Annotated in this window: 20 protein-coding genes and 1 pseudogene; 3 read left to right on the forward strand and 18 right to left on the reverse strand. The window is 70.4% G+C overall.

The genetic code is table 11. The annotated features are described in order from the left end of the window. Window positions 1–64 precede the first annotated feature (64 nt). Window positions 65–667 carry a TetR/AcrR family transcriptional regulator gene (locus ACL02T_RS22875; protein WP_412832793.1) on the reverse strand — a complete coding sequence of 201 codons (603 nt, stop codon included), beginning with the start codon at window positions 665–667 and terminating at the stop codon, window positions 65–67. Window positions 668–759: 92 nt separating this feature from the next. On the opposite strand from ACL02T_RS22875, the gene ACL02T_RS22880 reads away from it, so the two are divergent. Next, window positions 760–1,926: an acyl-CoA dehydrogenase family protein gene (locus ACL02T_RS22880; protein ID WP_412832794.1), complete on the forward strand. Its 1,167-nt coding sequence runs from the start codon at window positions 760–762 to the stop codon at window positions 1,924–1,926. Between the two features lie 24 nt (window positions 1,927–1,950). Beyond that, window positions 1,951–3,471: a class I adenylate-forming enzyme family protein gene (locus tag ACL02T_RS22885; RefSeq protein WP_412832795.1), complete on the forward strand. Its 1,521-nt coding sequence runs from the start codon at window positions 1,951–1,953 to the stop codon at window positions 3,469–3,471. A gap of 92 nt (window positions 3,472–3,563) precedes the next feature. On the opposite strand, the gene ACL02T_RS22890 is transcribed toward ACL02T_RS22885, so the two are convergent. From ACL02T_RS22890 to ACL02T_RS22900, 3 genes and pseudogenes are all read right to left on the reverse strand, one after another. Next, window positions 3,564–3,992: a MaoC family dehydratase gene (locus ACL02T_RS22890; RefSeq protein ID WP_412832796.1), complete on the reverse strand. Its 429-nt coding sequence runs from the start codon at window positions 3,990–3,992 to the stop codon at window positions 3,564–3,566. Beyond that, entirely contained in the window at window positions 3,992–4,462 is a 471-nt protein-coding gene (locus ACL02T_RS22895; RefSeq protein ID WP_412832797.1) for a hypothetical protein, read from the reverse strand. Before ACL02T_RS22895 ends, ACL02T_RS22890 begins: the two co-directional genes overlap by 1 nt. Window positions 4,463–5,129: 667 nt before the next feature. Next, a pseudogene (locus ACL02T_RS22900) lies at window positions 5,130–6,316 on the reverse strand (acyl-CoA dehydrogenase family protein); the annotation flags it as partial. Window positions 6,317–6,544: 228 nt separating this feature from the next. Between ACL02T_RS22900 and ACL02T_RS22905 the strand changes: the two are divergent. Then, complete coding sequence (locus ACL02T_RS22905; protein WP_412832798.1) at window positions 6,545–7,384, forward strand: mycofactocin-coupled SDR family oxidoreductase; 840 nt, start codon at window positions 6,545–6,547, stop codon at window positions 7,382–7,384. Window positions 7,385–7,450: 66 nt separating this feature from the next. On the opposite strand, the gene ACL02T_RS22910 is transcribed toward ACL02T_RS22905, so the two are convergent. The 14 genes from ACL02T_RS22910 to ACL02T_RS22975 form a co-directional block, all read right to left on the reverse strand. Next, complete coding sequence (locus tag ACL02T_RS22910; protein ID WP_412832799.1) at window positions 7,451–8,344, reverse strand: alpha/beta hydrolase; 894 nt, start codon at window positions 8,342–8,344, stop codon at window positions 7,451–7,453. Between the two features lie 38 nt (window positions 8,345–8,382). Then, window positions 8,383–9,450, reverse strand: a complete 1,068-nt coding sequence (locus ACL02T_RS22915; protein WP_412832800.1) for an LLM class flavin-dependent oxidoreductase — start codon at window positions 9,448–9,450, stop codon at window positions 8,383–8,385. A gap of 67 nt (window positions 9,451–9,517) precedes the next feature. Continuing rightward, window positions 9,518–11,089: a class I adenylate-forming enzyme family protein gene (locus tag ACL02T_RS22920; protein ID WP_412832801.1), complete on the reverse strand. Its 1,572-nt coding sequence runs from the start codon at window positions 11,087–11,089 to the stop codon at window positions 9,518–9,520. Window positions 11,090–11,319: 230 nt separating this feature from the next. Further along, a complete protein-coding gene (locus ACL02T_RS22925) occupies window positions 11,320–12,063 on the reverse strand; it encodes a Vgb family protein (protein ID WP_503129101.1) in 744 nt (247 codons plus the stop codon). Window positions 12,064–12,198: 135 nt separating this feature from the next. After that, window positions 12,199–12,669 (reverse strand): Zn-ribbon domain-containing OB-fold protein, encoded by a 471-nt coding sequence (locus ACL02T_RS22930; RefSeq protein ID WP_412832803.1) that lies wholly within the window; start codon window positions 12,667–12,669, stop codon window positions 12,199–12,201. Continuing rightward, on the reverse strand, window positions 12,666–13,835 hold the full coding sequence (locus ACL02T_RS22935; RefSeq protein ID WP_412832804.1) for a thiolase family protein: 1,170 nt from the start codon (window positions 13,833–13,835) through the stop codon (window positions 12,666–12,668). The genes ACL02T_RS22930 and ACL02T_RS22935 overlap by 4 nt, the downstream gene beginning before the upstream one ends. Continuing rightward, window positions 13,835–14,959, reverse strand: coding sequence for a beta-ketoacyl-[acyl-carrier-protein] synthase family protein (locus ACL02T_RS22940; protein ID WP_412832805.1), 1,125 nt, complete (start codon window positions 14,957–14,959; stop codon window positions 13,835–13,837). The genes ACL02T_RS22935 and ACL02T_RS22940 overlap by 1 nt, the downstream gene beginning before the upstream one ends. After that, window positions 14,956–15,699, reverse strand: a complete 744-nt coding sequence (locus ACL02T_RS22945; protein WP_412832806.1) for an SDR family oxidoreductase — start codon at window positions 15,697–15,699, stop codon at window positions 14,956–14,958. Before ACL02T_RS22945 ends, ACL02T_RS22940 begins: the two co-directional genes overlap by 4 nt. Further along, the gene (locus ACL02T_RS22950; protein ID WP_412832807.1) at window positions 15,699–16,874 is read right to left on the reverse strand and encodes an acetyl-CoA C-acyltransferase; all 1,176 of its coding nucleotides are present in this window, start codon (window positions 16,872–16,874) and stop codon (window positions 15,699–15,701) included. Before ACL02T_RS22950 ends, ACL02T_RS22945 begins: the two co-directional genes overlap by 1 nt. Window positions 16,875–16,984: 110 nt before the next feature. Further along, complete coding sequence (locus tag ACL02T_RS22955; RefSeq protein ID WP_412832808.1) at window positions 16,985–17,833, reverse strand: mycofactocin-coupled SDR family oxidoreductase; 849 nt, start codon at window positions 17,831–17,833, stop codon at window positions 16,985–16,987. 55 nt (window positions 17,834–17,888) lie between these two features. Then, window positions 17,889–19,040 (reverse strand): LLM class flavin-dependent oxidoreductase, encoded by a 1,152-nt coding sequence (locus ACL02T_RS22960; protein ID WP_412832809.1) that lies wholly within the window; start codon window positions 19,038–19,040, stop codon window positions 17,889–17,891. Window positions 19,041–19,341: 301 nt separating this feature from the next. Beyond that, window positions 19,342–20,139 carry an enoyl-CoA hydratase-related protein gene (locus ACL02T_RS22965; RefSeq protein ID WP_412832810.1) on the reverse strand — a complete coding sequence of 266 codons (798 nt, stop codon included), beginning with the start codon at window positions 20,137–20,139 and terminating at the stop codon, window positions 19,342–19,344. Further along, complete coding sequence (locus tag ACL02T_RS22970; protein ID WP_412832811.1) at window positions 20,136–21,050, reverse strand: FAS1-like dehydratase domain-containing protein; 915 nt, start codon at window positions 21,048–21,050, stop codon at window positions 20,136–20,138. The genes ACL02T_RS22965 and ACL02T_RS22970 overlap by 4 nt, the downstream gene beginning before the upstream one ends. 40 nt (window positions 21,051–21,090) lie before the next feature. Next, the gene (locus tag ACL02T_RS22975) at window positions 21,091–22,248 is read right to left on the reverse strand and encodes an acyl-CoA dehydrogenase family protein (protein WP_412832812.1); all 1,158 of its coding nucleotides are present in this window, start codon (window positions 22,246–22,248) and stop codon (window positions 21,091–21,093) included. Window positions 22,249–22,290: the final 42 nt, after the last annotated feature.

The following is a 22,290-nucleotide window of genomic DNA, read 5'->3' on the forward strand; positions in this document are numbered from 1 at the left end:
GGACCGGCGGTGTGGCGTCACCGCGAATGATGCCAGCTACTGACAACGTGTCAAGAAGAGGTCGCTACGACCGGGCCACCGCCAGCAGGGTTCGCACCAGCAGGCCGTGGACCTGCTGCTTCGTCAGAGTGCCGCCGTTCAGCCATTCCGCGATCGCCGACGAGACCATGCCCTGGAAGCTCCGGATCATCGCCCTGGTCGCCGGCTCGTCGCGCAGTTCCAGCACGGCCAGCAGGCGGTCCTCCCATGCCCGCATCCCGTCCCGGAAGACCGCCTCGACCTCCGGATCGGCCCCGGGCGCGACCGTACCGATCATCGTCATGATGGTTTGCGGGTTCCGCTCCAGGACGTCGAGCCAGCGGGCGAACAGCCGCTCCAGCTCCGCCGGCCCGGTCGCCCGGACCGACCCCGGCGACGGCAGCTCCGGGAGCTGCCCGAACCTGCGGAGGACCTCGAGATAGAGGGCACGCTTCGTGCCGAAGTAGTAGTGCAGGTTCGTGCGGGTCGTGCCCGCCGCGGCGGCGAGGTCGGTCGTGGACACGCTCGAGTACGGACGCTCGGCGAACAACCGCTGCGCCGCCTCGAGGATCTGCTCTCGCCGGTCGTCGGGATCGAGCCGCACCCGGCGGTTCTCCACGCTCGTCACGCCGGCAGTCGGACTTGCCACGCACCGCACGATAACCCTCCGCAACCCCGTGTCGGGCGGCTGTCGCGTTACGCGACAACCTGGTCCGGGCGCCCGCGCCTACCGTCGCCGGCATGCTGCTCGACCTGGACGACGACCGCCGCGCCTTCCGCGACTTCGTGCGGTCGTGGGTGGACAAGAACTTTCCGCCCGAGCGGGCGCTCGAGCTGGAGAAGCGCGAGTACCAGTACCCCTATGAGCTGTGGGAGGGCATGGCGGAGGCCGGCTTCCACGCGATGGGGATCGACGAGGAGTACGGCGGACAGGGCGGCAACGCCGTCGACACCGCGGTGCTCGCCCGCGAGCTGGCGCGCAGCCTCGGCGGCCTGAGCTGGGTCTGGGGCATCCCCTCCTTCGCAGGCGCCAAGGCGCTCGGCCACGGCGGAACCGAGGAGCAGAAGCGCGAGTACCTGCCCAGGCTCGCCGCCGGCGAGATCCGCTTCTCCATCGCGGTCACCGAACCCGGGGGCGGCACCGACCTGCTCGGGGCGATGACCACCCGTGCGAAGAAGGTCGACGGCGGCTGGCGGGTCAACGGACAGAAGATGTGGTCGACCGGTGCGAAGGAGGCCACGTACCTGCTGCTGCTCGCCCGCAGCGGCGACCCGGAGGCGCCCGGCAGGCGGGCGCCGACCACGCTGCTCCTCGTCCCGACGGACTCCCCCGGCATCGAGATGCGCTACATCCCCAAGCTCGGCATGCGCGCGATGGGATCGTGCGAGGTCTTCCTCGACGACGTCTTCGTCCCCGACTCCCAGCTGCTCGGGCAGGAGCACCAGGGCTTCAAGGTCCTGCTCGCGTCGCTCAACAACGAGCGGATCATGAGTGGGGCCCTGGCGCTGGGCATGCTCGACGGCATCCTCGCCGAGTCGGTGGAGTACGCGAAGAGCCGCACGACCTTCGGCAAGGTCATCGGCCAGCACCAGATCATCCAGCACTACATCGCCGACACGGCACTGGGTCAGAAGCAGGGTGAGCTGATGGTGTTCGACGCCGCCTGGCGCGAGGCCGCCGGCATGCACTGCCACCAGGAGGCGAACATGGTCAAGGTCGTCACCTCCGAACTCGCCGTGTCCGCCGCCGATCGTGGCATCCAGATCCTGGGGGGAATGGGCATCTCGAGCGAGACCCACGCCCAGCGGTTCTGGCGAGACCTCCGCCAGTTCCGCATCGCGCCGATCAGCAACGAGATGGCGCGCAACAACCTCGCCGAGTCCTTCGGCCTCCCCCGCTCCTACTGACGTGCCTTCCCGGAGGGCTCGACGATGAACGTCCTCACCTCGATCGAACGCGTCGCCCGCCGGCGGGCCGACCATGTGGCGATCCGCTGCGCCGGCACCACACGGACCTACGGCGAGCTCCTCGACTCCGCCGCCCGCTTCGCCGGGTTCCTGCAGCGTCAGGGCCTGCAACCGGGTGACCGGGTCGGGCTCTACCTGCACAACGAGCCCGACTGGATCCCGGCGTTGCTCGGGATCTGGAAGGCCGGTGGTGTCGCCGTCCCCTTCAACTACCTCTTCGCCCCCGCCGCCCTGCGCCACGCGGCGACGGACTCAGGCACCCGTTGGGTGCTGGCGCTCGCCGGCGACGTGCCCCGGCTCCGAGAGGCACTCGCCGGCACGGCACTCGCCGACGCGATCATCGCCCTCACCCCGGCCGACGACGCGTGGGCGTCCTTCACCGAGGCGATCGCCGGCGACCCGCTCGCGCGCACCGTGCCGCGGCTCGACGGCGACGACGCCCTGCTCATGTACACCAGCGGCTCCACGGGAACCCCGAAGGGCGTCCGACAGACCCATCGCAACACCGCTGCGGAATGCGAGGCGGTGATCGACACCTGGGACATCGGCCCGGAGGATCACGCGCTGGTCTGCACGCCGTTGTTCCATGTGGGCGGGCTGCAGTTGATCAGCCTTCCGCTGCTGCTCGCCGGCGGCACCGTGACCCTGCGCCGCTGGAAGGCGGCCGAGTATCTCGACGACGTCCTCACCCTTCGCCCCACCGTCCTCGCGATCGTGCCCGCAATGATGATCGACATCGTGAACCTGCTCGGCGACCGAGGGCGCGACCTCGACTCGGTGCGGGTGTGCATGGTCGGCGGCTCGGCGATGCCCGAGGCCCGGCTCAAGCAGTTCACGGCGCTGACCGGGATCGTCCCGGTCAACATCTACGGCCAGACCGAGCAGAGCGGACTGGCGATCACCGAGCCGATCCACGAAGAACGCCGGTACGGCTCCCTCGGGAAGCCCCTCGAGCAGATCGTGCAGTGGCGCATCGTCCCGGTCGGGTCGACCACGCCCCTGCCCCCGGGCGCCGACGAACCCGGCGAGCTCTGGGTTCGCGGCGACGCTGTGACGCCCGGGTACTGGCAGCTGCCCGAGGTGAACGCCAAGAAGTTCTCCGACGGCTGGTTCCGCACGACCGACCTCGTCCGCGAGGCCCCCGACGGCTACCTCTACTACGTCGAGCGGGCCGACGACATGATCATCAGCGGTGGGGAGAACATCTACCCGCAGATGGTCGAGGGCCACCTCCTGGCCTGCCCGCTCATCGCGGAGGTGTCCGTCATCGGGACCCCGCACGAGCGGTTCTCCGAACAGGTCACGGCGATCGTCGTCCCGGCACAGGCCGGTGTCACCGCCGAGGACATCGCCGCGTACTGCGAGAGCCGGCCGGACCTGCGAGGACTGCAGCGGCCACGCCGGATCGAGATCGTCGACTCCATCCCCCGCACCGGCACGAACAAGGTGGACAAGCCAGCCCTGAAGGCGCGCTTCGCGAAGTAGGGCCTCGAGCCCCGCCACTCCGGTTGTGCCCCGGAGACGACGATGGGCCCCGGCTGGTCGGCGGGGCACATCGTCGTGTCGGCAGCCTTGCGTCAGGACGGGAAGGCGACGGTGGCGGTGCCGGCGATCGCGCGGACGCCGTCGCCACGATCGGCCCACACATCGCAGTCGACGAGGAGCTCCTCGCCCACCTCGCGGATCGCTGTGACCGTTCCCCCCACGTCGACGGCGTCGCCGGCGAAGACGTTGGCGGAGAACCGGCAGTCGACCGTCCGGACGGCCGATCGCGAGCCGGCCCAGGCGGCCAGCATGTTCATCACGAAGGCCATCGTGACCCCGCCCTGGTTGACCTCGCGGTCACCCAGACCGGCGGAGCGCACGGCGCCGAGGTCGAAGTGGATCGGGTTCGGGTCCTGCAGGACCAAGGCCATGATCCGGATCTTGTCGGCCTCGACCGAGTCGACGCGAAGCGGCGGCACGGTGTCACCCACCGTGGGGCGGGTGGTCGACGGGGTCGTCATCAGGCACCTCGCTTGAAGATGAAGCCTTCGGTCACCGAGCCGACCGGGCCGCCGGTCGGTTCGCTCAGGTCGTGGACCTCGACCCGGACGGTCACGAAGTCCAGCAACCCTCCACCGCGGGACTCCTTGCGCGCGACCGGCCCGACGGAGGCCGTGGTCCGGAAGGTGTGCCCGACCCGCAGCGGGTGGAGCTGCTCGATTCCGCAGGTGCCGTACAGCAGGGTGTCCTGTGGCCGCTGCCCGGCGAGGGCGCACAGCTCGTCGACGGTGATGCCCATGCCGCGCAGGGCGAGGACGATCAACCAGAAGGGATGGGCATGATCGGTGTCCTCGGCGGGCGCCAGCAGGGCGTGGTCGGCGATCGCGCTCTGGTAGGCCTCGACGGTCAGCTCCGCGCCGGGCAGCTCACGCCCGTCGAGCGCCTCGCGCAGCCGCTGGATGTCGATCAGGTCGGACGTGGGTGCGGTCATCGTTTCCCTCCGTGCTCGCTCAGCCGGGGAGCGGGAGCTCCACGGCCTCCTCGAACTCCCGCAGGTCGAAGGAGTCCCGCCACTCGACGATCAACCCGTCGACGACCCGGGTCACCCCCGTGACCGGCAGCGCGAAGGACTTGCCGGTCGGCAGCGCGGTGAGCAGATTCGATCCGCTCGGTGAAGACGTACCCGTCGCGGGGGGCGAGGTGCAGGGTGTCGATCCGGTCCACGGACATGACGCCGAAGAGCATCCCCCAGGTCTGGAGCACCGCCTCCTTGCCGTGGGCGGGAGGCAGCGGCATGTTCGGGTACATCGCGTCCGGGGCCAGGTACGGCTCCGGCTTCTGCGGGTCGCCCGAGGACAGGTCCCCGAAGAACGACAGGACCAGCCGCTCGTCGTCCGTCTCGGGGCGTGCCGCCGCGGTGGTCGTGTGGTCCGTGCCGGCTGCCGTAGCTCGGTCACAGGTTTCCTCCTCGTGCTCGGTTCTCGTCGGTAGGTCAGAAGATCGTGTAGCAGCCGGCGGATCGCGAGATACTCGACGGTCATCTCCAGGCAGCGTTCGACCAGTCCGAGTTGCTCGGACGCCAGCAGGACCGCACCGACCCGCAACGCCTCGGTCACGGCGCCCTGGACACCCGAGGCCACGAGACGCCCTGCACCCCGTCGAGGCCGAGGTCCACCAGCTGCCGCGTCATGTCGAGGAGGCCAGGGGGTGCGGGTCAGCCCCTCGGCCTCAATGCCGACCGCGTAGACGTCCTGGCCGAGCTCCTCGGCGACGACCGCGGCCTCGCCCGCGGGGCGCTCCGAATGCGCCACCAGCACCGGCCGGCGCGCCGTGTCGTCGGTGTAGCGCAGCGCCTCGTCGCCGAGCAGGTCGAGCTCCAGCGCCGAGATCTGCTGGTTGAGCCGGGCGTGCGTGAGCTCGACCCCCGATCCCTCCGGACCGGGCATCCCCGCAGCTTGCTGCTGGCCGAGTCGCTCCGCGGTCAGCCTGCCCGCCTCCGCCTCCACCCAGAACCGCACGACCCGGTCGTGAAGTCCCTGGGTCCGCAGTTCGGGGCGCTCCCGCCAGACCTTCACCAGCTCGCCGATCGCGCCGCTCTCGCGCGGCATCGTGCCGCCGCCGATCGCAACCCGCTCGTTCATCAGAGTGTTCCGGGTGACGGCCCAGCCCTGGCCGATCTCCCCCAGCCGCTGGGAGTCGGGAACACGGACGTCGTCGAGGTAGACCTCGTTGAACTCGCTCTCGCCGGTGATCTGCCGCAGCGGCCGGACGTCCACGCCCGTCGCGTGCATGTCGCAGACGAAGAAGGTGAGGCCGCGATGCTTGGGCTGAGCCGGGTCGGTGCGCGTGACGAGGATGGCCCAGGTCGCGTCGTGGGCCAACGAGGTCCACACCTTCTGTCCGTTCACGACCCAATCGTCGCCGTCCGGCTTGGCACTGGTGGCGACGTTCGCGAGATCGGACCCGGCACCGGGCTCAGCGAAGAGCTGGCACCAGATCTCCTCGCCGGTCCACAGCGGACGCAACCAGCGATGCTGCTGTTCAGGCCGGCCGAACCGCAGGATCGTCGGTGCGGCCATGCCGAGTCCGATGATGTTGGCGTGCGGGCGGTTGTCCGGGCCCCCGCTGCGGCCAGGGCGGCGTCCACCCCCGGCTGCAGCCCCGGGTCGGCCCCGAGTCCACCGAGGCCTTCCGGGTGATGCACCCAGGCCAGGCCGGCGTCGCAGCGCGCCCGGAGGAACTCCAGCCGGTCCGTGCTCGCGGGGTCGTGCTCGGCGAGGAACACCTGGACCCGGGCGGCGAGGCCGTCCGCGGTGAGCGGGCCGCTGGTCGCAGTACTGGTCACGATCACCCTTCTGCCGGGACACACGGGTGCGCAAGGCAGACCCGTCCTGTGCTCGTACCCCGACAGTAGGAAACGCCTGCCGTGCGGGGTTGTCGCAAACCGCGACAACCGCTCCGGGTCCCCGGTGGAGCGGAATGCGACACCCCGGGCCCGGTGATCTGACTAGCGTCGCGGCCGCACTCGTCGGGGCGCTCCGCCCCGACGCCCCTTGAGATGGGAGCACGGACAATGGGTCGTCTCGACGGCAAGGTCGCCTTCGTCACCGGTGCCGCCCGCGGGCAGGGCCGTAGCCACGCCATCGAACTCGCCCGTGAGGGCGCCGACATCATCGCTGTGGACGTCGCGCACGATCTGCCCGAACTCGGGCTCGGGTACCCGATGGGCAGCGCCGAAGAGCTCGCCGAGACCGCCGCCGACATCGAGAAGCTCGACCGCCGCGTCGTGACGGCCGAGGTCGACGTGCGCGACGCCGCCGCGCTGAAGGCGGCGCTGGACTCGGGGGTCACGGAGCTCGGCCGGCTCGACATCGTGGCTGCCAACGCTGGCATCGCCGCGAACGCGGTGCCTGCACACGAGATCACCGAGGACGCCTGGGAGCAAATGCTGAGCATCAACCTCACCGGCGTCTGGAAGACGGCCAAGGTCGCGGTCCCGCACCTGATCGAGGGCGGACGGGGCGGGTCGATGATCCTCACGAGCTCGATGGCCGGGCTGCGCGGCTACCAGGGAATCGCTGCCTACACCTCCGCGAAGCACGGCGTCGTCGGCCTGATGCGGGTGCTGGCTGCCGAGCTCGCCCCGCACTCCATCCGGGTCAACAGCGTCCACCCCACCCAGGTGGACACGCCGATGGTCATGAACGACGAGACCTTCAAGATCTTCCGACCGGACCTCGAGAACCCCACCAAGGAGGACTTCGAGGTCGCCTCGGCCTCGATGCACGCCCTGCCCGTGCCGTGGGCCGAGCCGCTCGACATCAGCAAGGCGCTGGTCTTCCTGGCCTCCGACGACGCGCGGCTCATCACCGGTGTCACGCTCCCGATCGACGCCGGCCTGCTGGTCAAGTAGCGGCTCCGCACACAGTGCGCGGTAGGTGGTGCTCCGACACCACCTACCGCGCACGTGCGTGGTGCGCTACGCGGCAGCGAACCGCTTGCGCAGGAACTCCCCGAAGCGGTTCGTCGACTCCTGCGCCTCGGGCATGAACGAGAACACCGGCCAGATGTGGACCATGTCCTCGCCGATCTCCAGTTCGGCCTCGCCCCCGGCTGCCTGCACCTTCTCGACGAGCCGGACGGCATCGTCGTGCAGGCCCTCGTCCGTGCCGACCAGAACCCGCAGCGGGGGCAGGCCCGACAGGTCGGCGTAGAGCGGCGAGGCGAGCGGTGTCGCCTTCGGCTCGGCGCCGGCGAGGTAGGCCCCGCCCATGGCACCGACGAGGGCTGCGGCGGGGAGCGGGTCGAGGTGGGCGCGCTCGGTCAGCGAGGCACCCTCGCCGGCGAGGTCGACCAGCGGCGAGCAGACCACCGCGGCCGAGGGCGCCGTGTCACCGTCGTCGCGGAGCTTCACCAGCGCCGAGACCACGAGGCCGCCGCCGGCGGAATCGCCGACGAAGGCGACCCGCCGTACACCCGGCTGCTCGCGGGCGTAGCGGTAGGCGGCGACGGTGTCGTCGAGCGGTGCGGGGAAGGGGTTCTCCGGGGCGAGCCGGTAGTCGACAACCAGGACCCGGGCGTCGGCCGCCTTCGAGACGCGGTAGCCGAACTCCCGGTACCCCTTCGCGTTGCCCATGCACCAGCCGCCACCGTGCACCAGCACGACGGCCTGCTCGTGGGAGACGCCCGGGGCGCTCACCCATACGGCCGGCACACCCCCCGCGTCGACCTCCTCGGTCTCGGCGTCGGCGGGCAGCTCGAAATTCGCCAGCACCTCGTCGTACAGGCGCCGGTAGTCCTCCATCGTGGCCTCCGGTTCGGAGACCAGGTGGCTCAGCAGGTCACGGGCACGGGACAACTCAGGGCTCGCCATGGACTACTCCTCGATCGTCGGTGATCAGTGGCACTGGGTCACATCTTCCGGAGGGTGGGCATGACCTCACGGGTGAACAGCTCGTAGCTGGCCGCGGCCTTCTCGCCCTTGAGCCCGCCGTACTGGAACACCATGATCGGCTCGTACTCGCCGACGATCGCCCGGCGCTCCTCGTGCTTGGCGAGCTGCTCCTCGGGCGTGCCCCAGATCTGAGCGTTGACGTAGATGTCGACCACTGTGTCGAGGCCGTACGAGTCGATGGCTTCCTTGGCGGCGGCGTAGGAGGCGTAACCGCTGGTGCTCTCGAAGTGCCGGCCGCCGAACTCGTAGTGCTCCACGCAGCACATGTAGTAGTTCGCCACGTGCTCGGTCGCGACCCGCCGGGCCTCGTCGGAGTCCTCGTGGCAGTAGGTCAGGTCGATCATCAGGGGCGGCGGGGCCTGCTCGCCGTGGGTCTCCTGGTAGGCCTCGCGGTACTGAGTGATCATCGGCATGTGCATGGTTTCCATCGGCCCCTGGATGAAGGCCATCATCTGGACCCCCAGCTTGCCCGCGGCCACCGCCGAGTCCGGGCTCATGGCCACGCAGGTGGTCCGGCCCTTGAAGCTGCCCAGGGGCGCCGGGTGCACCGGCACCTTGACCTGCGGGTAGTACTTCCCGTCGTTCTCGACGTACCCGTCCTCGAGCCCGCGGATGATCATTGCGGCGGCCTCGTCGAACCGCTCCCGCGACTCACCCATCTCGATGCCGAAGCCCTCGAACTCGCGGCGGGCCAACCCGCGGCCCATGCCGAACAACGCGCGGCCGTCAGACAGGTTGTCCAGCAGGGCGATCTTCTCGACCACTCGCATCGGGTTGTTCCACGGCAGGATCACCGCGGTGGTGTGCATCTTGGCGTTCTTGGTCCGGCCGGCGAGGTAGGACAGGAACTGGGTGTTGTCCGGGCACATCGAGTACCCCGGGTCGAAGTGGTGCTCGACACAGCCGATGCTCTCGTAGCCGTCCTCGTCGGCACGCAACGACAGCGCGATCTGGTCCTTGTAGATGTCGTAGTCGCTGCTGGCGTTGTTGTAGTTCTGGATGAGGTTGGTCATGTGGACCTTCACGTGGCCTCCTCGGCACGTCGGTGGAGCCCGCGCGCGGGACTCGCGGGCGGTCTGTGGGACCGGGCCGTTAGCCCGGCGAGGGGGTGAGACGGTCGCCGTCGGAGAGCACCACTCCGGTGACCAGCGAGCGCAGGGCCGCCATGTCCTTGGTGCGCTTGGGCATCGTCCGCGGTACGGCATCGACGGCCAGGTACAGCCGAGGTCGCTTCCATCGTTCGAGGTGGGCGAGGCAGTGCTCGTCGAGCGCTGCCTCCAGGGCACGTTCGTCGAGGTCGGACACGACCACGGCGGCCGGCACCTCACCGAAGCGTTGGTGGGCGACGGGCACGCAGGCGACGTCGACCACCGCCGGATGGGTCCGGAGTACGCCCTCGATCTCGACCAGGGAGAGCTTCTCGCCGCCCGAGTTGATGATGTCGTCGGTGCGGCCGCCGAGGAACCACCACCCGTCGGCGTCGAACGAGGCGACGTCACGGGTGTGCAGGAAGCCTTCGGCGTCGAACGCCTCGGCCGTCCGCTCGGGATCGTTGTAGTAACCCGGGGAGACCACGTCACCCCGCACGCACACCTCGCCGACGACCCCCGGCTGCGTGATGTGGTCGCCGGTGGCCGGGTCCTTCAGCACGGTCTCGCAGAGCTCCGGGACGGGCCGGCCACAGGATCCGAGCGGCGGCTCCTCGCCGTGCGCAACGAGCGGCTTCAGAATGCCGACCGGCATGGTCTCCGACATGCCGTACGAGTTCTGGGCGACCATTCCGCGGGCGATCAGCCGGGCCTGCAGATCGGCGGGGACGGGCTCCCCGCAGAGGATGGTGCGCACCCCCGCCAGCGGCAGCTCCTGCCAACGTGGGTGCCGCTCGAGGTCGCGGACCATCGTGGGGACCCAGAAGTAGATCCAGGTCGGCTGGTACTCCTCGACGAGGCGGACCGCGAGATCGGCGTTCCACCCGCCGGTGAGGACGTTGGTGGCGCGCGCCATCGTCCACTTCACGGCATCGTGGATGCCCCCCGAGTGGTAGAGGGAGATGCAGGACAGGTTCACGTCGGTCGACCGGAGCCGATCGAGGACCAGCGACGCCTGCGCCGAGAGCCCGAGGCCCCCGTGGGTGAAGATCACGCCCTTGGAGACCCCGGAGGTACCGCCGGTGAAGTTGACGGCGGCGACGTCCTCGGCCGTGCGGGGCACGACCGGGGCTCCGGGCGTCGCCGCGCCGGCAATGTCGCGCAGATCCTCCGGCCGGCCGAGCCCGTCGGTCACCAGCTGCGTCAGTTCGGTCTGCTCGAGGAGCTTCTCGCCGACCGCCAGGTGGTCGGGCCCGACGACGAGTGTGCGCGCCTCGAGCCGCGACACGTCGGCGGCGAACTTGTCGAACCCGAGAGTGCGGTTGAAGCCGCTGAACACCGCGCCGATCCGGAGCAGCCCGAAGAACACTGCGGTGTGCCACAGATCGTCGGGCAACAGGGTGGCCACGACGTCCCCCTGCTGGACGCCGAAACGGGTGCGCAGCACGGTGCCGACGCGGTCCGCGTTGTCGCGCAGGACCCGATAGGTCCAGGACTCACCTGAGCGACCGTCGACCAGGGCGATCTGGTCGGGGTCCTCGTCCGCGGCTCGTTCGAGCCACCAGGCGATGTTCACTCACGTTCTCCTCGTCGCGACGGTGCGGAAGGGAAGGCGGACGGAACGGGCCGTGCGGACCGCGCTACTGTGGCCGACGTCTCAGACCCTTGCAGCGGGCCCGTGGGCGATGTTGTTGCAATGCGCTACAGCTCGATCCCGATCGGTCGGTCGTGCACCTGAGCGCCCGCGAGGGGCCGCGGCGCACGCCGCGCCCGCTCGTCCGGTGCCGGAGTGTCGGGTCTGTCCCGTCAGCCGAGTATCAGCCGTCCGATCGCCTTGCCGGTGTAGCCGACGAACCACAGCGCGCCGTCCGGGGCGGGCGTCGGCGGGAAGTCCGCGGGTCCGATGCCTGGCAGGGGGACCGTGTACTCGGTGAAGGTCAGGGTCTCGGGATCGAGCCGGGCCACCTTGTTGCCGACGGTCCCGGCGAAGTAGCAGGCGCCGCCCGGTCCCGGGTTCCCGCAGATCATTCCCGCCGGCACGGTGGGCACGGCGACGTCGGTGATCTCGTCAGTGTCCAGGTCGATGCGGGCGACCTTGTTCCCCGCCGTGTAGGTCACCCAGATGTTCCCGTCGGGGCCGACGTCGGGTGAGAACGGCGCCGCAGCCGGGGTCGGGACGGGGAACTCGTCGAACCTCTCGGCCCGCGGGTCGAAGCGGCCGATCTTGTTGCCGACGAGCTCGCAGAACCACAACGCGCCATCCGGGCCGGCGATGATGTCTGCCGGGAAGAACGAGGGGGTCGGCACCGGGAAGAGCTCGATGCGTGCCGCAGGTCCGGGGCCGGCGACCGCCGGGCCGACCTGCGCGAGCGCCCGGCGGCCGTCACCGGGAGCGGGACCTTGCTCGGGACGCTCAGGAGGTCCGGCGGGAGGACCGCGGCGGCTGCACGGGAGAATCCCGACGTCGCGGTCCCGGCCCCGCCCAGCGCGGCCAACCCCCATCCCGAACACGCCTGCGCGCCCGAGCAGGGCCCGCCTCGTCATCGCCATCTGTGCAGTCCTCGTCGAGAGCCCTGCCGGGCGCCTGCACGACGCCGGCCCACCGGGGATCCGGTGGGCCGGCGGTCGTCGCTGCACTCGGTCAACGAGGACGCAGAGTGGCAAGATTGTCGCGATACGCGACAGTCAGATCTTCTCGAAGTGCGCGATGTCGAGGATCTGGCCCGACCGCTGCTCGGCCCATACCGCGCGCACCCGGGTGCCCGGGCCGATCTGCTCGCGGACCGTGTGCGGGTTTCCGAGGTCCAGCCCGCCGACGTAGTGCATGAGCAGGGTGGACGCGCCGTCGAGGCGGATACCGGCGATGGCGTAGGGGGGTGTGGGGCCGCCGCGGAAGCCCTGCCAGGCGACGGTGAACGCCTCGACGACGCCCTCGGGGGGCAGCTCGAGCCATTCGTCGGTCTTCACGAAGCAGGACTCGCAGTAGGCCTGCGGCGGCACGAACACCCGCGAGCACTCCGGGCACCGGTTCGCCAGGATCCGCTGCTCGGTCAGGCCCTGCATGAACCGCCCCCAGGTCGCACCCAGGTGCACGTCGTAGTTCAGGTCCCAGTGAACCCGCTGGGTGGTGATCGGGGTGGTGGACTCCGTGCTCACAAGCGCTCCAGGATGGCCAGGTTCTCGAACTGGAAGAAGGTGCCGCCGGTGCCGTGCGCCAGACCGCGGCGGGCGCCGGGGACCTGCATGGCCTCCGGGGCGTCGCCCATCAGCTGCAGGGCCACGTAGACGATCGGGGCGAGCTCGCCCGCCACGCCCGCGTTCGTGCACAGCGGGCCGCCGGAGAGGTTGACCGGCAGGTCACCGTCGATCCGGGTCGCCCCGGAACGGATCAGGTCGATGCCGCCCCCGGGCGGCGCGAACCCGAGCGCCTCCAGCTGCATCGGCTGCATCGGTGCGTACGGCGAGAACACCTCGACGACGTCGATCTCCTCGCGCGGCCTGCGCACGTCCGCGAGCTGGTAGACCTTCTGCGCGAGGATGGCGAGGTTCTCCATCGCCGCGAAGTCGTTCTTGCCCCCGCCCAGGTAGGGGTCGCTGCTCGTGGCGAAGGCCTTGATCAGCACCGGGGTGGGCCGCAGGTCCTCGGTGGTGCCCTCGGCGCAGACCAGCAGCGCGTTGGCCGAGGTCGACACCGGGCACACCATCGCCATCGTCAACGGGTAGGACAGCGGCTTCGCCGACACGACGTCCTCGACGGTCATCGTGTTGCGCAGGTGCGCGTACGGGTTGCGGGAGGCGTGCTCGTGGTCCTGCACCGCCGAGACGGCGAAGTCCTCCACCGTCGCGCCGAAGCGCTCGGTGTAGGCGCTCGGATAGAACGCGCCCATGTGGTAGGCGCCCATGCCGAGCGGCTGCTCGACGATCATCGGCGAGTTGGTGTTGATCGCCGACTGCAGGTCCTCGGCCCCGAAGAAGGTGGGGCCACCGATCACGAGCACGCGCCGCCGGTCACCCGCCCGCACCTGACGCGCGGCGACCTGCACGAGGTTCCCGCCGGTCGTCCCGCCGGTGTTGAGGATGGACACCGGCAGGTCCGGGCCCAGGCCCAGCCGCCGGACCAGGTGCTTGGCCCCGAGGACGGTGCCCTCGAAGCCGTCGATGTTGCCGATCACGATGCCGTCGAGCGAGTCCGGGGTGGCGCCGGAGTGCTGCAGGGCACCCCAGACGGCCTCCTGGACCAGCTCCAGCGACGACGACGTCTGCTTGCGCGGCGAGCTCGCCGGGGTGATCCCGACGCCCGCGATCACAGCCCTGGTGGCCATCAGACTCCCTCCAGCACGAGCACGGTCGCGGTCTCCGCGACCGGGCCGGTGAGCAGGTCCGTCGAGTGCGACACCGCCCGCCCGCCGTTCCCCTCGAGCCACTCCACGGCCTCCAACAGCCGCAGGGCCCCGTTCGCGACGCCGGGGAAGCAGCTCGCCACCCCGCCCGACGGGTTGATCACGGTGTCGCCCTTGGCGAGGCCGAGCGCGTCGACGGTCGGCGCGAGCAGCGCCGGCGTCGCGGCCGACAGCTCGGCCGCGCCGACCTGCTCGCCCGGCTCGGTGAGCCCGGCCCGCCGGTAGGCCTCCCAGCCGGCGCGGCGCGCGGCCGCGGCCGGGTCGGTCAGCCACTGGCCGCCCGCCGTGGTGTCGCTGGTCGCCTGCCCCCACCCGGTGATCACCGCGCGCGGGTGCAGCGCCCGCCGCGACCGACCGAGCGAGCCCAGCACGACGGCGACCGCGCCGGTGGCCTCGGCGGGCAGCATGAGCTCGCGCAGAACACCGTTGACCGGCGCGGAGGCGGCCACGTCGACGCTGGTCACCGCGGTACGGGCAGCGCGCGGCCTGCCCGCACCGCGGGAGATCTCGGCCGCGGCGAGCTCGGCGAGCCGCTCCTCGGTCAGCGCGCCGGAGTCGACGGCGTACCCGGCGTGCAGCCCGAACACGGCCTCCGCCGACAGCCCCACCGGGCGGTCGAAGTGCGGCTCGAAGCCGTGGTTGGAGATCTGCTGCAGGAAGGCGCGCCGGTCGGGCGCCGACACCTCGGGGTTGTAGACACCGACGGCCAGCGTCAGGTCCGCGTCCCCCGCGGCAATCGTCTGGGCGGCGTGCACGATGGCCTGCCCGGCGTCGCCCTCGATGCGGTAGGACTGCGCGAGATAGCCACCGGAGGCGGCGTTGGTCAGCCCGGAGGAGATGCTGCGGCCGTCGTAGATGTCCAGCGACGCCGTGACCGACAGGCCGATCTCCTGCTTGCGGATGCCGGCCTCGCGCAGCGCGCGGGACACGGCGTCGAACACCAGCTCGTCCAGGACCGCGTCGGACTCGGGCACGAGCGGGGTCGCGGCCAGGCCGAGGACCGGGATCGGGTCCTGGGCCGCGGCCGACGGGTTGAGCCCAGTCACATCGACACACCCCCGTCGACGGGAAGCACGACCCCGGTGACGTAGGCGGCCTGCTCCGAGGCCAGGAAGCCCACCGCGGGCGCCATCTCCGCCGGGTCGGCGAAGCGGCCCAGCGGCACCGTGGCCGTCATCTCCGCGAGCCGGTCCGCCGGGATGGCCGCGACCATCGCCGTGGAGGCGTTGGGCGAGATGGCGTTCACGGTGATGCCGAAGCGCGCCACCTCCTTCGCGACGGTCTTGGTGAAGGCGATGATCCCGCCCTTGGCCGCCGCGTAGTTCGCCTGGCCGACGTTGCCGTGCATACCGGTGAAGCTCGTGACGTTGACGATCCGGCCCGAGCCCGCCTTGCGCATGTGCGGCACGACGGCGCGGGTGACGGCGAACGTGCCGCCCAGGTGGACGTCGAGCACGATCTTCCACTGCTCGTCGGTCATCTTCCAGACGACCGTGTCGCGGGTGATCCCGGCGTTGTTCACCGCGACGTCGATGCTCCCGGCCCACTCGACGACGCCCTCGACGGCCTCGGCGACCACCGCCGCGTCGGACACGTCGACCGCGACCTGGCGGACGTTCTCCTGCCCGTCCCACGCGGTCTTGAGCGCCTCGGCGTCCCGGTCGACCGCGGAGACCTTCGCCCCCGCGTCCAGGAAGTACTTGACGATCTCGAACCCGATGCCTTGCGCCCCACCGGTGACCAGGACCGACGTGCCGGTGAAGTCGGGGGTCAGGGTGCCCGCCATCAGAGGCGCTCGATGATCGTCGCGTTGGCCATGCCGCCGCCCTCGCACATGGTCTGCAGGCCGTACCGGCCACCGGTGGCCTCGAGATGGTTGACCATGGTCGTCAGCAGCCGGACACCGGAGGCACCGAGCGCGTGGCCCAGGGCGATCGCGCCGCCGCGCGGGTTGAGCTTGTCCGGGTCCGCCGCCAGGTCGTGCTGCCACGCCAGCGGGACGGGCGCGAAGGCCTCGTTGACCTCGTAGGCGTCGATGTCGTCGATGCTCATCCCGGCGCGGGCGAGCACCTTCTGGGTGGCCGGGATGACGCCGGTCAGCATGAACAGCGGGTCGCTGCCGGTGACGGCGAACTCGTGGAAGCGGGCGCGCGGACGCAGGCCCAGCGCGTTCGCCTTCTCCTCGCTCATGATCAGCGTGGCGCTCGCGGCGTCCGTCAGCGGCGAGGAGTTGCCCGGGGTGATGCTCCAGTTGATCTCCGGGAAGCGCTTGCCCAGCTCCTCGTCGGCGAACGAGGGCTTGAGGCCGGCGAGCCCCTCGGCGGTCGTCGAGGCGCGGATCGTCTGGTCGACGTCGTGCACCTGCCCGTCGACGGTGATCGGCACGATCTCGCCCGCGAAGGCGCCCTCGGCGGCGAACGCGGCGGCACGCGCGTGCGAGCGGGCCGAGTACTCGTCGAGCGTGTCGCGGTCCAGCTTCCACTTCGCCGCGATCAGCTCGGCCGACACGCCCTGGCCGACCAGGCCCTCGGGGTAGCGGGCCTTCAGCGGCGCGGTGGGGTGCTGGTCGACGCTGCTGTAGCCCATCGGGACCCGGCTCATCGACTCGACGCCGCAGGCGATCACGATGTCGTAGGCGCCGGCGAGCACGCCCTGCGCGGCGAAGTGCACCGCCTGCTGGCTCGAGCCGCACTGGCGGTCCACCGTTGTGCCCGGCACGGACTCGGGGATCCCGGCCGCGAGCACGGCGTTGCGGGCGATGTTGAGGGTCTGCTCCCCCGCCTGGGACACGCAGCCCGCGATGACGTCGTCGATCGTGGCCGGGTCGATGCCGGTGCGCTCGAGGAGCGCGCTGAGGGTGTCCGCGAGCAGGGTCACGGGGTGCACGCCCGACAGGGCGCCACCCGGCTTGCCCCTGCCGGACGCCGTCCGCACCAGGTCGACGATCACTGCTGAAGTCATGGAGCTCCCAATCGGTTCACAAGGGGAGAAGACACGCGGCCCGGCTCCCCGATCGTCCTCAGACGCTAGGGAATCCGGGCCACGATGGGTTGTCGCAAGGCGCTACACACTCACTCCGGCGGCGCCGGGTTGAACGTCGAGAGCACCAGGTGGCCACTGTCCACCGGCATCTCGATGCCCGTGATCCGCGCCGACTCGTCCGAGGCCAGGAACACGACAGCGCCGCTGATGTCCGAGGGCGCCATCAGCCCGCCGAAGGCGTGCCAGTGCCGTGCGGCCTGCTCGTGCTCGGCCCGCGTCCCGCCCTCGTGGCCGCTGGTCATGTCCCAGGCGCCCTGCCAATTCGTCATGTTCGTGTCGACGAAGCCCGGCATGATGGCGTTGACCCGCACCCGGTAGGGCGCGAACTCCATGGCGGCCGCTTTCATCAGCCCGATCACACCGTGCTTGGCCGCCGTGTAGTGCGCCGAGCCGGCCTGACCCTCCACCCCGTTGACCGACGAGGTGAGGATGATCGAGCCGCGCTTGCGCTCGCGGAGGTGCCCGGACACGGCCTTCACGGTCTTCCAGACCGCCGTGAGGTTCGTGTCCACCATGTCCTGCCAAGTGTCCTCGGAGAGGTCCCACAGTGCGCCGCGCGTCCAGATCCCGTGGTTCACGGCGACGATGTCGATACCACCGAACTCGGTGACCGCGTCCGCCACGACGGCATCCAGCTGCGCCTGGTCGCGGGCATCGACCTGGCGGGACAGGACCCGCCGGTCGAGCGCCTCCACCTGCTCGACGGTCTCCTTCAGGTCGTCGGGCGTGGCGAGGCCGTAGGGCACGGTCTCGATCTGCTCGCAGATGTCGACCGCCACGATCTCCGCGCCCTCACGCGCCAGTGCCAGTGCGTGCGAGCGCCCCTGGCCGCGCGCGGCACCGGTGATCAGTGCGACCTTGCCGTCGAGTCGTCCCATGTGCAGTCTCCTGTCCTCGTCGTCAGGTGTCAGTCGTGCCGTGCGCTCGTCCGGCTCAGCGGCCGGCGCGCTCCGCCTCAAACCGGGCCTGGGCCTCGGCCTGGCCGGCGCTGGTCGCCTTGGCGCCCGCGCCGTCGCTGTTCACGGTCTGGTCGTAGCCGCGCTGGCGACGGTCGAGCGAGCCGTTGAAAACCGGCATGACCTTCTCGGCGATCAGCTCGAGGCTGCGGATGCTGTTCGGGTGGTCTGCCCACTCGCCGTGCAGGATCAGCAGCTTGCCGAACCCACCCGACGCCTCCTGCATGCGCTTGATCTGCTCGACGGCCATGTCCGGGGTGCCGACCACGCCGAAGCCGGTACTGTTCATGCCGTCGATCAGGACGTCCACGTCGTCGAGCTGGGCCAGGCCCGGGCTGACGTGCGCGAGGTAGTTCATCAGGTAGAGCAGGCCGTGCCGGGCGTTCTCGCGGGCCTTGGCCTCGGTCTCCGCGATGTGCATGGGGCAGGTCAGCCGCCAGTTGCGGCGGTCGACGGTCTTGCCGTTCTCGGCGGCGAGCTCCTCGACGATCCCCCAGTGCGCCTTGAGCGCGGCCGAACCTTCGGGGCTGGTCGCGGCGAGGGAGAGCAGACCGGCGCCGTAGCGACCGGCCAGCTTGGGTCCGGTCGGGGAGACGGTGGCGGTGACCGCGGTGTGGATGTCCGAGTACGGCGGGACCTGCAGATAGGCCGCGTCGAGGTCGTACCAGTCGGTTTTCTCGGTCACGGTCTCGCCGGCCAGCAGCCGGTGGATGACGTCGAAGGACTGCTCCATCTTGCGGCGGTTCTCGAGCGAGTCGATGCCGATCGAACGCGAGTCGTCCACCAGCTGCCCCGGTCCGGCACCGAACAGGAACCGGCCGCGGGTGAGGTGGTCCAGCAGCACGATGCGGTCGGCCAGCAGGAACGGGTTGTGATAGGGCAGTGAGAGCACACCGGAGCCGAGCTTGATCCGCTGGGTCCGCTCGGCAGCGGCCGCGATGAACAGCAGCGGGTCGGCGACGATCTCGACGCCGCCGGAGTGGTGCTCGCCGATCCAGAACTCGGAGTACCCGAGGCGGTCCATGGCGACCGCGGTCTCGAGGTCCTGATGGATGGCGATGTTGGCGTCGGTGTCCACCCGGTGCCACGGCGCGAGGAAGGCGCCGAACTCGAGGGGGGTCTGGTCCATGTGCTGGCCTTCCGGGGTCGTCTTCTCGGGAGGAGGCCGTCCGGCCCGATGGCGCCACCTCCGCGTGTCCGGTGCCGAAGCTAGAGACGTGATCACCGCGCACGGTGTCGCAATCCGCTACAGGACCGATCTTGCTTGAGCCTTGCAGATCATGCGGGAGGGTACGACCCCTCCTCGTCATCCACAGGTTTCAAGCATTGCTCGGTCCGGCACACCACCGCTTCTGCGCCAGAGCCCGATCTTCAGCCGGCCGTCGCACCGCCATGGCGACTTCGCCGATGGTCGACCACTCGCCTCGCCTTCAGCATGCCTTCCACTGCGGGACGCGCTTTTCAACGAAGGCTCGAGGGCCCTCCCTGAAGTCCTCCGTGTCAAACAGACTGTTGGCGGCCTGCCAGGAGATCCGCCAGCCCTCCTCCTCGGACGCCTCAAGGCAGTCCAGGAGGGCCTGTCGGGAAGCACGTACGGCGAGCGGGGCCGCGTCGTTCATTCGCGCGGCAAGGAGAAGGGCCCGCGGCAACGCCTCACCGGGAGGTGTCAGGTCAGCGACCATGCCGTGCGCAGCAGCTTCGGCGGCAGTGATCGGGTCGCCGGTGAGCACCATTTTCATGGCGATGTTACGAGGCAGCACCCTCGGTAGCCGCATGACGCCGCCCGCGCCAGCCACCAAGGACCGCTTGACCTCCGGAAGCCCGAACCGTGCGTTGGCGGAGGCCACGAGCAGATCGGCGGCGAGGGCGATCTCGCAGCCACCGGCGAGCGCTGCCCCCTCCACTGCCACGATGAGAGGTTTGGTGCGCTTGCGCTTGACCAGGCCGGCGAAGCCGCCACGCACTGTCTCGATGCCGGCGAAGGAGCCGGAGGCGACCGTCTTCAGGTCGGCGCCGGCACAGAACACCTCCGCGGAGGACGCGAGGACGACGGCCCACACGTCGTCGGCCGACTCGGCGCGGTCGATCGCCGCTTCGATGGCCGAGGACATCTCCGGATTGATCGCGTTGCGGGCCTCGGGCCGGTCGAGCGTGAGGACTGCGGTGTGACCGGTGATCTCCACACGCACCAGTTCGCGTCCAGAGCTGGGCGGGTCGAGTGTCCTCATCTCGGCCCCTCGCCTCGAAGGCCCCCCGATACCACCGCATGGCCGGTGAGGGTGGTGGTGCCGTCGGCCAGCGTCACCGCGAGCGAGAACCGCCGGTGTCCGGCCGCGTCGGGGCTGTCCAGCAGAGTGCCCCGGCAGGTCGGGACGGCATGCACCGGAGTGGCAGCCCGGAACCGGACGGAGAACTCCCGCAGGTCCTCCTGCCGCACGGCGTCGGTGAGGAGCCGACCCAGATAGGCCATCGAGAGCATGCCAGGGGCGATCACGTCGGCGAGACCCGCAGCCCGAGCGGCGTCGCTGTCGATGTGGAGCGGGTTCGCGTCCCCGGACGCACCCGCGAACATCGCCAGCGTCGCCCTGCTCACCGGGGGTGCGTGCAGCGTGAACTGCGCAGGGTCGAGAGGTGTCTCAGCCTTGGCGTCCCGACGTTCCGGGGATGGCTCCGACCCGAGCCGGGTGATGAGCACGTCGTCGCTGTCGGCTACGCGCCGGCCGGTGGCGGCGTCGGTGATCGCGCCATGACGCTCGGCGAAGTCGAAGCGCCCATCGCGGCTGCGCCACATCCGTCCGATGGTCGTGACCAGCGTCAGCTCGTCGCCCGCGTGGACGGCACGGTGGTAGCGAAAGGTCTGCGCGCCGTGCAGGACCGTCGACACCGCGGCCCCGATGGCCTCGAGATGCGAGAACAGTGCTGGATCCTCCTGGGCGAGGAAGAACAGGACTGTCGGAGGGGCGAGGAGGTCCGGATGGCCGGCCGCCCGCGCCGCATCGAGGTCGAAGTACACCGGATCGGTCTGGCCGGTGGCCCGGGCGAAGGCCCGTAGCCGCCCTCGCTCGACCGTCGCCGTGACGGGGGGGAAGGAGCGGCCCTGCCACTCCCTGTCCAGGCCGTCCGTCGTCTCGCTCCTCACTGCCCCCGACACCTCTCCGCACAGCCTGCGCTGTCCGACATCAGGTGCGGAACCCCATCGACCGGGCGATGATGGTCCGCTGGATCTGGCTGGTCCCGGCACCCACCGTACCGAGCAGGGCGTCCCGGAGGTGTCGCTCCATGTCGAACTCGGGGAGGTAGCCGTACCCGCCCAGCACCTGCATGCCGCCGAGGCAGATCTCCTTGGCCCGCTCCGTGGCGAAGAGCTTCGCCATTGCGGCCTCCGTGGCGCACGGCAGGCCGTCGGCGAATCTGTTCGCCGCGGTGGCGACGAGCGCCGAGGCGGCCTCGACCTGGGTCGCCATCTCCGCGAGGGAGTGCCCGACGGCCTGGAAGTTTCCGATCGCCTGGCCGAACTGATGGCGCTCGCCCGCGTAGGCCACCGCGTCCTTGAGTGCGCGGCGGGCGATGCCCACCGACATCGCGGCCATCGTGATGCGCTCGACTTCGAACGTCTTCATGGCCTGGGCCCAGCCCTCGCCTGCGGCTTCGGCCCCGCCGAGCACGGCGTCATGCGGCAGCCGGACGTCGTCGAGGACGAGCTCACACGTGGTGATCCCCCGGTTACCGATCTTCTCCAGCTTCCGGATCTCGAGCCCGGCAGTCGGGTTCGGCACCAGGAAGACGGTGAGGCCGTCGTGCCTGCGCGGGCCACTCCCCGTCCTGGCCACGATCATGACCAGCTGGGCCTCCTGAGCCCCGGAGGTGAACATCTTGGTGCCGTTGAGCACCCATCCGCCATCCATGCGCTCGGCCTTGGTGGACACCGCGGAGACGTCCGAACCCGCATCGGCCTCCGTGATCGCCATCGCGGACAACAACTCGCCTGAACACACCTTGGGGAGAAGCTCCGAGCGCTGAGCGTCGCTTCCGGACAGCAGGATGTTCAGCCCGCCGAACACGGCCGTCGAGATGACGATCCCGGAGATCGCACTGGAGACAGCGGACAGCTCCTCGCCCAGAACGACGAGTTCGTGAATTCCGCCGCCACCGCCGCCGTACTCCTCGGGGAACGCGACTCCCATATAGCCGAGCTCACCGAGACGCCGGATGAGATCCGGCGGGATGAAATCCTCACGGTCCATCCGACGCACCAGCTCAAGGGTGACCTCGCGCCGACAGAAGGAGCGGATGGAGTTGCGGAACTCCTCCAGATCCTGCGCATTCGCCGAACTCATTGCTCGGTCTCCTTGATCTGTTCGATACTCACCGGTGTCGGA

It is taken from the genome of Pseudonocardia oceanicola (assembly GCF_047200735.1).
Taxonomy (GTDB): domain Bacteria; phylum Actinomycetota; class Actinomycetes; order Mycobacteriales; family Pseudonocardiaceae; genus Pseudonocardia.

Coding starts and splice junctions, on each gene's coding strand:
- ACL02T_RS22880 (WP_412832794.1), top strand. CDS start 760: ATGCTGCTCGACCTGGACGACGACCGCCGCGCCTTCCGCGACTTCGTG.
- ACL02T_RS22895 (WP_412832797.1), bottom strand. CDS start 4,462: ATGACCGCACCCACGTCCGACCTGATCGACATCCAGCGGCTGCGCGAG.
- ACL02T_RS22890 (WP_412832796.1), bottom strand. CDS start 3,992: ATGACGACCCCGTCGACCACCCGCCCCACGGTGGGTGACACCGTGCCG.
- ACL02T_RS22965 (WP_412832810.1), bottom strand. CDS start 20,139: ATGAGGACACTCGACCCGCCCAGCTCTGGACGCGAACTGGTGCGTGTG.
- ACL02T_RS22905 (WP_412832798.1), top strand. CDS start 6,545: ATGGGTCGTCTCGACGGCAAGGTCGCCTTCGTCACCGGTGCCGCCCGC.
- ACL02T_RS22960 (WP_412832809.1), bottom strand. CDS start 19,040: ATGGACCAGACCCCCCTCGAGTTCGGCGCCTTCCTCGCGCCGTGGCAC.
- ACL02T_RS22955 (WP_412832808.1), bottom strand. CDS start 17,833: ATGGGACGACTCGACGGCAAGGTCGCACTGATCACCGGTGCCGCGCGC.
- ACL02T_RS22935 (WP_412832804.1), bottom strand. CDS start 13,835: ATGGCCACCAGGGCTGTGATCGCGGGCGTCGGGATCACCCCGGCGAGC.
- ACL02T_RS22925 (WP_503129101.1), bottom strand. CDS start 12,063: ATGGCGATGACGAGGCGGGCCCTGCTCGGGCGCGCAGGCGTGTTCGGG.
- ACL02T_RS22885 (WP_412832795.1), top strand. CDS start 1,951: ATGAACGTCCTCACCTCGATCGAACGCGTCGCCCGCCGGCGGGCCGAC.
- ACL02T_RS22910 (WP_412832799.1), bottom strand. CDS start 8,344: ATGGCGAGCCCTGAGTTGTCCCGTGCCCGTGACCTGCTGAGCCACCTG.
- ACL02T_RS22950 (WP_412832807.1), bottom strand. CDS start 16,874: ATGACTTCAGCAGTGATCGTCGACCTGGTGCGGACGGCGTCCGGCAGG.
- ACL02T_RS22945 (WP_412832806.1), bottom strand. CDS start 15,699: ATGGCGGGCACCCTGACCCCCGACTTCACCGGCACGTCGGTCCTGGTC.
- ACL02T_RS22975 (WP_412832812.1), bottom strand. CDS start 22,248: ATGAGTTCGGCGAATGCGCAGGATCTGGAGGAGTTCCGCAACTCCATC.